Annotated in this window: 10 protein-coding genes; 4 read left to right on the top strand and 6 right to left on the bottom strand. The window is 72.7% G+C overall.

The genetic code is table 11. The annotated features are described in order from the left end of the window. From ABEA87_RS40780 to ABEA87_RS40765, 4 genes are all read left to right on the top strand, one after another. Positions 1-557, top strand: a 557-nt coding sequence (locus ABEA87_RS40780; RefSeq protein ID WP_345639133.1) for a TOBE domain-containing protein, incomplete at its 5' end; no start/stop codon positions are given. 421 nt (positions 558-978) lie between these two features. Then, positions 979-1,677, top strand: a complete 699-nt coding sequence (locus ABEA87_RS40775; RefSeq protein WP_345639131.1) for a response regulator transcription factor — start codon at positions 979-981, stop codon at positions 1,675-1,677. 55 nt (positions 1,678-1,732) lie between these two features. Further along, on the top strand, positions 1,733-3,268 hold the full coding sequence (locus ABEA87_RS40770) for a HAMP domain-containing sensor histidine kinase (RefSeq protein WP_345639130.1): 1,536 nt from the start codon (positions 1,733-1,735) through the stop codon (positions 3,266-3,268). Positions 3,269-3,279: 11 nt separating this feature from the next. Then, positions 3,280-3,774, top strand: a complete 495-nt coding sequence (locus ABEA87_RS40765) for a GerMN domain-containing protein (RefSeq protein ID WP_345639128.1) — start codon at positions 3,280-3,282, stop codon at positions 3,772-3,774. On the opposite strand, the gene ABEA87_RS40760 is transcribed toward ABEA87_RS40765, so the two are convergent. From ABEA87_RS40760 to ABEA87_RS40735, 6 genes are all read right to left on the bottom strand, one after another. Continuing rightward, positions 3,716-4,744: a D-alanine--D-alanine ligase family protein gene (locus ABEA87_RS40760; RefSeq protein WP_345639126.1), complete on the bottom strand. Its 1,029-nt coding sequence runs from the start codon at positions 4,742-4,744 to the stop codon at positions 3,716-3,718. The two genes, ABEA87_RS40765 and ABEA87_RS40760, sit on opposite strands and share 59 nt — an antisense overlap. Beyond that, on the bottom strand, positions 4,741-5,904 hold the full coding sequence (alr, locus tag ABEA87_RS40755) for an alanine racemase (protein ID WP_345639124.1): 1,164 nt from the start codon (positions 5,902-5,904) through the stop codon (positions 4,741-4,743). Before alr ends, ABEA87_RS40760 begins: the two co-directional genes overlap by 4 nt. Next, entirely contained in the window at positions 5,901-7,160 is a 1,260-nt protein-coding gene (locus ABEA87_RS40750; protein ID WP_345639121.1) for an acyltransferase family protein, read from the bottom strand. The genes alr and ABEA87_RS40750 overlap by 4 nt, the downstream gene beginning before the upstream one ends. An 81-nt stretch (positions 7,161-7,241) precedes the next feature. Next, positions 7,242-7,889 carry a class I SAM-dependent methyltransferase gene (locus ABEA87_RS40745; protein WP_345639119.1) on the bottom strand — a complete coding sequence of 216 codons (648 nt, stop codon included), beginning with the start codon at positions 7,887-7,889 and terminating at the stop codon, positions 7,242-7,244. Positions 7,890-7,977: 88 nt separating this feature from the next. Then, positions 7,978-8,940 carry a TAXI family TRAP transporter solute-binding subunit gene (locus ABEA87_RS40740; RefSeq protein ID WP_345639117.1) on the bottom strand — a complete coding sequence of 321 codons (963 nt, stop codon included), beginning with the start codon at positions 8,938-8,940 and terminating at the stop codon, positions 7,978-7,980. After that, on the bottom strand, positions 8,937-10,340 hold the full coding sequence (locus ABEA87_RS40735; RefSeq protein ID WP_345639115.1) for a sensor histidine kinase: 1,404 nt from the start codon (positions 10,338-10,340) through the stop codon (positions 8,937-8,939). Before ABEA87_RS40735 ends, ABEA87_RS40740 begins: the two co-directional genes overlap by 4 nt. Position 10,341 lies beyond the last annotated feature (1 nt).

Genomic DNA, 10,341 nt, shown 5'->3' with positions numbered 1-10,341 from the left:
AGATCGCCACCCTGCAGGCGCAGTTGGGCACCACCACCGTGTACGTCACGCACGACCAGGTCGAGGCCATGACCATGGGTCACCGGGTCGCGGTGCTGCTCGACGGCGTGCTCCAGCAGGTCGACACGCCGCGCGCGCTGTACGACCGCCCGTCCAACGTGTTCGTCGCCGGGTTCATCGGCTCGCCGGCGATGAACATCAAGACGGTTCCGTTGAGCGACGAGGGTGCCGACTTCGCCGGCATGCTCCTGCCGCTGACCCGCGAGCAGATCACCGCCGCCAAGAGCGAGGCCGGCAACGTGACCGTCGGCTTCCGGCCGGAGAACACCGACCTGGTCGGCGAGACCGACGGTGGCATGCCGATCCTGGTCGACCTGGTCGAGGAGCTGGGCTCCGACGCGTACGTGTACGGCAACGTGAAGCTCAACGGCGCCGATGAGCGGTTCGTCGTCCGGATCGACGACCGGAACACGCCGCGGATGGGCGACACGGTGTACGTCAAGCCGCGCGCCGGCCAGCTGCACGCCTTCAACGCGGACACCGGCCTGAGCATCTGAACCCATCGCTGTCCGCGCGCCGCGGACTCGGCTACCACGAGAGCCGGGTCCGCGGCGCGCCGCGTTTCCGGGAAAACCGGCCTCCTCTGCCACCGGCGGCGCCCACCGCGCCCACCGGCGGCGACCACCTCGGCGGACCGCGCCCGGCGGGGCGGGGGCTGTGACACAACCAGGACATTCCGCGGACTGGGCCAAGACATCCGCGGCGCAGGCTGGTCCGGTGCGATCGAGATCCCCATGCCGGTGAAACCGAACACCGCGGTACAGGGCGGCATGAGGGTGGCCGGCGCAGGTGTCGATGCCCCGGCGGACCCACGCCGTGCCGGTCGGGCGGACCCGGCCGGTGCGGCCGGTCGACCTCACCGGCCCGATGAGCGCCGGAACGGCTCCCCGTCACGGTGCGCGAGCAATAGTTGATGGCATGCCCCGGGTGCTGTTGATCGAGGACCACCAGACGGTCCGCGACGGCCTGCAGCTGTCGTTGACCAGGCAGGGCCATGCCGTGGACGCGGTCGAGACCGGTGAGCAGGGACTGGACCGGTTGCGCACGACCGCGTTCGACGTGGTCGTACTCGATCTCATGCTGCCCGGAATGAGCGGCTTCGAGGTATGTCGCCGGATCCGCACCGGCGGTGACCTGCCCATCATCATGCTCACCGCGCGTAACGACGACCTGGACGTGGTGGCTGGCCTGGAGGCCGGGGCCGACGACTATGTGGTCAAGCCGGTGCGGGCACGGGTGCTGGAGGCCCGCATCCGCGCGGTGCTGCGCCGCGCCACCGCACCGCCCCGGCCAGCCGGGCCGGGGCCGTCCGAGGCCGCCGAGCGGCACGGCGGCCTGACGATCGACCGGGCCGCGCTCGTGGTCGGCAAGGGCGGGGTGCCCATCGGCCTGCCCCCGACCGAGCTGCGGCTGCTGCTCGAACTCTCCCGCGAACCCGGTCGGGTACGCACCCGCCAGCACCTGCTCGAGACCGTCTGGGAGCACGGCTACCTCGGCGACTCGCGGCTCGTGGACGCCTGCGTGCAGCGCCTGCGGGCAAAGATCGAGGATGACCCGGCGGCCCCGGTCTACGTGCAGACCGTACGCGGCTTCGGCTACCGCTTCGGCCCGCTGTGACGGCGGGGCGCGGGCCCGGCGGGCGGCCCGCGACGCGGCCAATGGGCGTGACGCGGTGAGCGGGCGGTGGTGGATCGGCGGTCGGGCCTGGGGGCTGCGGGTCAGGCTCCTGCTCGCGTTCGCGTCGCTCGGCGCCATCACCACGGCGGTGGTGGCCGGCGCCAGCTACGTTCAGGCCCGAACGGTGATCCTGCAGCAGGCCCAGGACGCGGCGGTGCTGTCGCTGACCACCAAAATCACCGACCTCTTCGCGGCCGAGGGCCTGCCCGCCACCCAGCAGGAACTCAACGACATCGCCGGTACCATGTCCGGCCGCGACGACTCCACGCTGCTGGTGTACCGGGGGCAGACGTCCACGGCGAGCAGCCTCACCGTGGACACGCTGCCGGCCCAGCTGCGACACGCGGTGGCCGGTGGGCGGGTCGCCTGGCAACGCGTGGTCTCGGACGGCCACCCCGGCGTGCTCATCGGCACCCAGCTGCTGGTCGAGCGGCCGAACGGCGGGGCGGTGCCGTCAGGACTGGAGATCTACAGCGCGCACGATCTGGACGCCGAGCAGCACAGCCTCGACCAGCTTGCCGCCAGAGACTGGGCGACCGGCGGCTTCTCGCTGGTCCTCGCGCTGCTGCTCGGTCTGCTCGCCGCGCGGGGAGTGCTGCGACCGGTGCGCGAACTGGGCCGGGCGGCGCATCGACTGGGCGAGGGCGACCTGACCACCCGGCTGAGCGTCAGCGGCTCCGACGAGCTGGCCGCCGTGGCGCGCACGTTCAACGACACGGCAGAGGCGCTCGAAGGGTACGTCGGGGAGCTGCGCCGGATGGAGGCCGACGCGCGCCGGTTCGTGGCGGACGTGTCGCACGAGCTGCGTACCCCGCTGGCCGCGATGGCCGCGGTGGCCGATGTCCTCGACGAGGAGGCGCCCCACCTGCCGGGCGACGCGGGCAAGGCGGCCCGACTGGTCAGCCAGGAGACGCACAGCCTCACCCGCCTGGTCAACGACCTCATCGAGATCAGCAGGTTCGACTCGGGGACGGCGGCGCTCGCGCTCGATGAGGTGGATGTGGCCAGCGCGGTGATCGCCAGCCTACGGGCGCGCGGCTGGGCCGACCGGGTGGCGACGGAGCTGCCGTCCGGGGTGACGGCGCGCCTGGACCCCCGCCGGTTGGACATCATCCTGGCGAACCTGGTCGGCAACGCCCTGCGGCACGGCGCGGAGCCGGTCAGGGTGCGGCTGCGGGCCGAGCCGGACTGGCTGGTCATCGAGGTCAGCGACCACGGGCCGGGTCTGCGTCCGGAGGTTCTGCCGCACGTCTTCGACCGGTTCTACAAGGCGGACACCGCGCGTACCCGATCCGAGGGCAGCGGTCTCGGCCTCGCCATCGCGTGGGAGAACGCGCAGCTGCACCGCCGTGCGGGCGAGCGCGGCAGCCTGGTGGCCGCCAACCGGCCGGAGGGCGGCGCCAGCTTCACGCTGCGCCTACCGCGCCGAGCCGCCGACCCCGCCGACCCGAGGGGCCCCGCCGACCCGATGGACCCGGCCGCCGGCCCGATGGACCCGCGCGGCGCGACGGATCCGGGCGGCCAGCGGTGAGCGGGGCAGCGGTGAGCGGGGCAGCGGTGCGCCGGACGCTGGTGGTCGTGGCCGCGCTGGCCGTGAGCCTGCTCGCCGGCTGCGGGGTGCGGCCCAGCGGCGTCATCACCGGGGGCCCCGCGCCGCAGGCCCCGGGCGAGAAGGTCCAGCTCTACCTGCTGTCGCACGCGATGCTCACGCCGGTCGTGCGCCCGTTGACCGCGGTCCCCACCCCGACGCAGGCGCTCGAGCAGCTGGCGGCGGGGCCGGACGGCGACGAACTGGCTCAGGGGTACACGACCGAGGTTCCACGGGACGTGGCACCGGTCGTGGTGACCATCCGTTCGTCGAGCGTGACGGTGAAGCTCTCCAGCGATCCGGCCGGCCTGTCGGCCGCGGCCGTCGGTCAGATCGTCTGCACGGTGGGGGAGGTCGTGGTGACCGCGGGCCAGCAGGCGCGCCCCGCGGTCACTCTGATCGGGCAGGGGCACAGCCGGGGACCGCTGGCGTGCCCGCTGCCCCAGTGACCGGCGCGGCCAGCGCTCCCGCGATCAGGATGTCCAGCAGCTCCGCGAAGGCGATGCCGGACCGCTGCCAGATCTGCGGGTACTGCGACTCGGCCGTCATGCCGGGGAAGGTGTTGACCTCGTTGACCACCGGCTCGCCGCCGTCGTCCGGCTCCGGAAGGAAGAAGTCGACGCGCAACAGGCCCCGGCAGCCGAGCGCGTGGAAGGCCCGTACCGCCCGGTCCCGCAGCCGCCGGGTGGTGGCGTCGTCGAGCGCGGCCGGGATCTGGAAGACCGCGTTGCCGCCATACTTGGCGTCGTAGTCGAAGAAGCCCCCGCTCGCCACCTTGATCTCCAGCGGTGGACCGGCCTCGACCCGGCCGTCGGGATGCTGCAGGACCGCGACGTCGACCTCGCGCCCGACCACCGCCCGCTCGACCAGGACCTTCCGGTCGACGCCGCGGGCCAGCCGCAACGCGGCCGGAAGCCGATCCCACCGTTCGACCTTGGAGACGCCGATGCTGGAGCCGGCCCTGGCCGGCTTGACGAAGACCGGCAGGCCCAACCGGTGCCGGGTAGCCGGGGTGAGTTCCTCCGCCGCGCCCAGCGTCACCCCGTCGGCGACGCGCAGCCCGTCCGCCGCGAGGAGCTTCTTGGTCACCGCCTTGTCCATGCCCGCGGCGCTGGCGAACACCTCGTTCCCGACGTACGGGACGCCGAGCCACCCCAGCATCGCCTGGACCGTGCCGTCCTCGCCGTACGGGCCGTGCAGCGCCGGGAACACCACGTCCTGGTCCCGCAACGCGCGCAGCGCCTCGTCCAGCGGCACCGGTCGCCCGTCGACCTGCCACCGGCCGTCCCGCCCGATGAGCACCTCGGTGACCTGATACGCCTCGCGGTCGAGGTGGGCGAGGATGCTCGCCGCCGAGCGGCGCGACACCTCGTGCTCGCCGCTGCGGCCCCCGGACAGCAGGGCCAGTCGGATAGTCATCGTGTTTCCACCCTTTCACTGAGGTAACTGCGTTTGACTCGGGCGCCGATGCCGGTCAGCACCTCGTGCGGGTTGGTGCCGGCCCAGCGCGCCCACTCCGCCACCGTCGGCTCGGTGGGTCCACAAGGGACGGTCCAGGCGGCATCGGTACCGGGACCGAACACGACAACGGGATCCCCGAGCGCCACCGGCAGGTCTCCCGCGTCGATTACGCACTGATCCATCGCGATGCGCCCGACAATCGGGCGGCGCTGCCCGCCGAGCCACACCCGCGCCCGGCCCTGTGCCGCCCGGGGCAGGCCGTCGCCGAACCCGACCGGTAGCAGGGCCAGCGTGGTCGGCCGGGTGGTGACGAAGTCGGGCCCGTACGAGACGCCGGTGCCGGCCGGTACCCGCTTCACGTTGATCACCCGTGAGCGCAGGGTCATCGCCGGGCGTAGGCCGAACTCGCCGCCACTCATGGCGCCGAACGGGTCCACGCCGTACAGCGCCACGCCGATCCGGCACAGGTCGAAGCGGGTACGGGGGGCGATCAGCGCCGCCGCGGAGTTGGCCAGATGCGCCAGCCGCGGGTGGAGGCCCGCGCCCCGGGCAAACCTTAGCGCCTCCTCGAACGCCTCGACCTGCCGCGCCACGCTCGGGTGCCCGGGCGCCTCGGCGTTGACCAGGTGCGACCACACCGCGCTGACGCGGATGCCGCCCTCCACCTCGTACTTGCGTGCCCAGGCAATCAGTTCCGGCCAGTCTTCCCGGGTAGCCCCGTTACGGGACAGGCCGGTGTCGACCTTGAGCTGCACGGCCGCCGGTACCCCCAGCCGCGCGCCCGCACCGGCGACCGCGTGCAGGTGCGCCACGCTGGACACGCCGATGTCGATCCGGGCGGCGACCAGCCGGGCGAAGTCCTCGTCGTGGGGGTGCAACCAGCTCAGAATCGGCACGGTGAGGCCGGCCGACCGCAGGGACAGCGCCTCGGCCGCCGAGGTCACACCCAGCCAGGCGGCGCCCGCGGCCACCGCCGCCCGGGCGACCGGCACGGCGCCGTGCCCGAAACCGTCTGCCTTCACCACCGCCATCAGGTCGGTCCGCGCGGTGGCCGCGATCGCGCGCAGGTTCGACGCCACTGCCGCGAGGTCGACCACGGCCTCCGCCGGCCCGCTCATCTGATGACCGGAAGCATCACGGTGGCGTCCTCGGAGCCGGTCGAGCGGTGCGGGTCGCCGGGGGCGACCGGGCCGGGTCGACGGTCTGCCTGGTGGACGACCGGGAGCACGACCGTCGACTCGTCGGATCCGCCGGCCGGACCGGCCCCGGTGAGGTGGCCGAAGTCGGTGGTGCGTTCGGGGTCGGCGGCGGGGCGGACCGCGCGGCGCCGGCCGGGCAGCGCGAACAGCCAGGTGGCGTGTGCCGCCATCAGGCCGCGGTGGATCGCCAGGCTCGCGGCGATGACCAGTGCCGTGAGCACGATCGGGTAGAACAGTGCCACGGGTGCCTGGGCGAGCGGGCCCAGCCGGGACAACGGCCCGGTCAGCAGCAGGTGCAGCAGCGCGAGCGCCGGCATGTGGATGACGTAGACCGGCAGCGTGCGGCGCCCGAGTCGAGCCAGCGGGTCGGCGACGGCATGCCAGTGGCCGACCCGGGCGGCGGCCGCGACGCCGAAGGCGACGGCCGCGAGCGACACCAGAAACCAGACGCCGGGCCAGAATTCGGCGCCGGCCGCCGCCATCGCGCCCAGCGCGACCACATACACCGCGGTGGTCACGGCCAGGCGCCGGTTGGTCGCGCCGGCCGCGAACCGCTCCACCAGGGGCCGGAAGTACAGGCCGGCGAGGAACCACACCAGGTTCTGCAGGACGCTGCCCCGGTCGCCCGGCGTGGGTATCAGCTCGGCCGCGGCGATAACCGACAGCGCGACGGCGGCGCCGAGCACGAGCCATCGGGGCACCGGGCGCACCGCCTTGGCGAACGCGAAATACACCGCGAGCGCGAACAGGTACCACAGGTTCGACGGGGTGATGGTGAGCTGTTCGACAAGCACCAGCGGCGAGGTGGCCCGGTCGGTGGGGAAGTCCGGCACCGCGGCCAGCACCGCCGTGTGGATGAACAGCCAGACCGCGTAGATGTAGAAGAACTTGGCGATCCGGGACCGGACGAGCACCCGCCACGGCCGGGCGACCGCGTTGGTCGCGAACACCCCGGAGATGGTGAAGAACAGCGGCATCCGCAGCGGCAGCAACTGCTCGCTCAGCTTTCCCCACCCGCCCGGCACGGGCAGCACGAGATGCCACTGGATGAGCAGGTAGTGCTTCACGGTGACGTGCCAGAGCACCACGAAGATGATGCACGCGCCCTTGGCGACGTCCGCCCATTGGACCCGTTGACGCGCTACCGCGGCGGGCCCGGCCGATTCGGGATTCACTCAGGCGAATCTGCCAGGACCGTGTCCCCGGGCCGTGCGGGGACTGTCACGGCTACGTAATAAACGGCCGTCGCATGTGGGTTAGTCGATGGGACTCGCCTCGCCGCGTACCCACCTGTCGGTGGCCCGGTGGATCGCGCAGTCCCAACCCAGCGCGGCCAGCCGCGGCTCCAACCGGTCCGGGTCGACGAAGTTCTTCACCACGCGGAACGTGCTGCCGTCATTCAGCCGCCGCTCGACGATCTCCTCGCGGCCCGCGACAAAGACCTCCTTCCCGCTCTCGTCGACGTGCTCGTCGATGAACAGCACCCGACCGCCCTCGACCAGCAGACCCCGCAGCGACCGCCAGAACTGGTCGAACCGGTCCTCGGGCACGTGCGAGAGCCACGCCGAGAAGAAGATCACGTCGAACCGGGTACCCGGGTTCCAGGAGAACACGTCGGCAACCTCGAAGGCGACATTCGCCGCGGGCACCCGATCACGAGCGATCGCCATTGCCTCGGGCGCCGTGTCGATCGCCGTCACCGTCTCGGCCAGCCCCGCCAGCGCCTCCGTCCACAGGCCGGTGCCACACGCGATCTCCAATACCCGGCCGGCCGGTCGCAGCTGCGCGACCAGCCGCGCGATCAGCGGACGGGCCGCCTCGACGTCGCCGTACGCCGTCGCGTCGTACTCGCCGGCCCGGCGACGGTAGTAATCGACCTGTTCCGCCAGAATCTCGTCAGTCATTAACGCATCATCACAGGCGGACGCGAGCCTCCGCGGACCCGTGGAACCGTGGACCCGTGGACCCGCCCGGTCCGCGTCGTGGTGCGGGTCAGCGGTCCATCTTGACCGAGCGGTAGTAGCCCAGCGCGCCGGCGTGCAGCGGTATGTCGCCCGTGAAGATGGCGACCCGGCGGTCGAGCAGGGCCGCGGCCGGCACCCGGTCGCTGATCGTGGCCGCGTTGGCGAACAGCGCCGTCACCACCCGCGAGACCAGGTCGGCGGGGGTGCTCTCCAGGGCGACCAGCAGATTCGGTACGGCGACCGTGGCCACCGTGTCGACGCCCGGATACGTGCCGGCCGGTATCGTGCCCAGCCGGTAGGACGCGCCGTAGCTCTGGCGCAACCGCTCGGACGCGTCGGCCAGGCTCACCAGCCGGATGGGCATGTGCCGCGCCAGTTCGGTGATGCCCTCGGTCTTCAGCCCGCCGGACCAAAAGAACGCGTCGATGCGGTGCTCCTCCATGGCGGTGACGGAGTCGTTGATGCTCAGCGAGCGCCGGGCGATCTCCCGGACCGGGTCGATGCCGGTCGCGCTGAGGATGCGCTCGGCGATCAGAACGGTGCCCGAACCGTCCGGGCCCACCGACACCCGTTGCCCGCGCAGGCCGGCCACATCATGGATGGGCGACTCCGCCGGTACCACCAGGTGGATGTAGTCGTCGTAGACGCGGGCGACGGCGCGCAGCGGTACCGGCTGGTGGAACGAGCCGATCCCGTCGTAGGCGTCGGCCGCGGCGTCCGCGGCGGTGAACGCGAACGTGGCCTCACCGCGCCCCAGCAGCTCGAGGTTGTCCACCGAGCCCAGGGTCGGCAGCAACCGCATTCCACCCAGTCCCGGCCCGGCCGCCTGCGCGAAGGCCTGCGCGTACTGGTAGTAGACGCCCAGGGTGGCGCCGGTGGCGATGACGACCGGCGCCTCGGGCGCGCCGGTCTGGTCGCGGGGCACATTCGAGCATCCGGCGGGCAGCACCACGGCAGCCGCCAGCGCCAGCAGGAACCACATCCGCCTCATGCCGTCTGCTCCGCCTTCCACGGTGCGGGCTCCGCCGGGGCGGCGGGTAGCCGGATGCTGACCCGCAGGCCTTGCGGCTGGGCCGGGGCGAAGGCCAGTTGCCCACCGGTGGCGTCCAGCAGCGTGCGGGCGATGCTCAGGCCCAGCCCGGAGCCGGGCAGGTCCTGGCTGGTGGGGCTGCGCCAGAACCGGCGGCCGATCCACTGCTGCTCCTGCGGTAACAGGCCCGGGCCGAGGTCGGTCACGGTCAGGCACACAATGCCCCGCTCCTCGCGTGCGCCGAGGGTGATGTCCGCGCCGTCCGGGCTGAACTTGATGGCGTTGTCCAGCACCGCGTCGAGTGCGGAGCCGGTCAGTGCCGGATCGGCGAAGGCGAGCCGGCGGGTCAGGCCCTCGTACCGGAAGGTGACGTCCTTGCGGCGGGCCAGCGTCGACCACGCCGTCGCGCGGCCGGTCAGCAGCGCCCGCACGTCCAGGTCGACCGGTCGCGCCCGGGTGTTCTGGGCGGTGGCCAGTTCCAGCAGCTCCTCGACGACCATCCGCAGCCGATCGGCCTCCTCCTGCACCGCGGTCAGCTCGCCGCGGTGCGGGCCGTCGAGATCGTCGCGCAGGCTCTCCAGTCGCAGTCCCAGCGCGGTCAGGGGGTTGCGCAGCTGGTGTGAGGCGTCGGCGACGAAGGAGCGCTGGCGGCGCAGCGTGTCCTCGACCGCGTGGGCCATGTCGTTGAAGGACGCGGCGAGGGTACGCAGTTCGACCGGGCCGGATGGGGCGACCCGGGTGGACAGCTCCCCGGTGCGGATCTGGCCGGCCGCCTCGCCGAGCACGTACACCGGCCGGAGCACCCAGGTGGCCAGCATGAACGCGACGGCGACGCACAGCCCCAGGGCCGCCATCGCGGCGAGACCGATCACCGCCAGCTCCCGGGACGTGCCGGCGCGCAGGCCGGTGGTGGGCGACACGGTGACCACCGCGCCGATGACCTCGCCGTTGCGCACGACCGGCACGCCGACCACGAGCGGCCGGTCGGCCCACGGCCAGATGGTGTCCGGGTTGACGCTCTGGTGGCCGGCGAGCGCCTGACGGATCTCGGCGGCGACCTGCGGGGAGCGCAGGTCCAGCGATGGGCTGGACGCGGCGCGGGGCGCGCCGGTGCGGTCCAGCACCGCGGCCTGGACACCGTAGACGTCGCCGTAGCGCACCAGGTCCTCGGCGAGGACCTGGGTGTCGAGTTGGTCGGCGGACTGCTGGCTGAGCGAGGCGAACATGCCGGTGTCCTGCAGCCGGTCCAGGAACATGGTCTGTTGGCGCGCCGCGGCCAGGTTGCTGGCCAGCGGAAGGCTGAGTGTCACCAGTACCAGGGCGATGAGCGGAATGAGCACGGACAGCAGTCGGGCGCGCATG

This window comes from Rugosimonospora acidiphila (genome assembly GCF_039543385.1).
Classification (GTDB): domain Bacteria; phylum Actinomycetota; class Actinomycetes; order Mycobacteriales; family Micromonosporaceae; genus Rugosimonospora; species Rugosimonospora acidiphila.
Note: the sequence above shows the minus strand (reverse complement) of the source record. Positions and strands in the feature narration are given on the sequence as shown.

Coding starts and splice junctions, on each gene's coding strand:
- ABEA87_RS40745 (WP_345639119.1), bottom strand. CDS start 7,889: ATGACTGACGAGATTCTGGCGGAACAGGTCGATTACTACCGTCGCCGG.
- ABEA87_RS40760 (WP_345639126.1), bottom strand. CDS start 4,744: ATGACTATCCGACTGGCCCTGCTGTCCGGGGGCCGCAGCGGCGAGCAC.
- ABEA87_RS40740 (WP_345639117.1), bottom strand. CDS start 8,940: ATGAGGCGGATGTGGTTCCTGCTGGCGCTGGCGGCTGCCGTGGTGCTG.
- ABEA87_RS40775 (WP_345639131.1), top strand. CDS start 979: ATGCCCCGGGTGCTGTTGATCGAGGACCACCAGACGGTCCGCGACGGC.
- ABEA87_RS40735 (WP_345639115.1), bottom strand. CDS start 10,340: ATGCGCGCCCGACTGCTGTCCGTGCTCATTCCGCTCATCGCCCTGGTA.
- alr (WP_345639124.1), bottom strand. CDS start 5,904: ATGAGCGGGCCGGCGGAGGCCGTGGTCGACCTCGCGGCAGTGGCGTCG.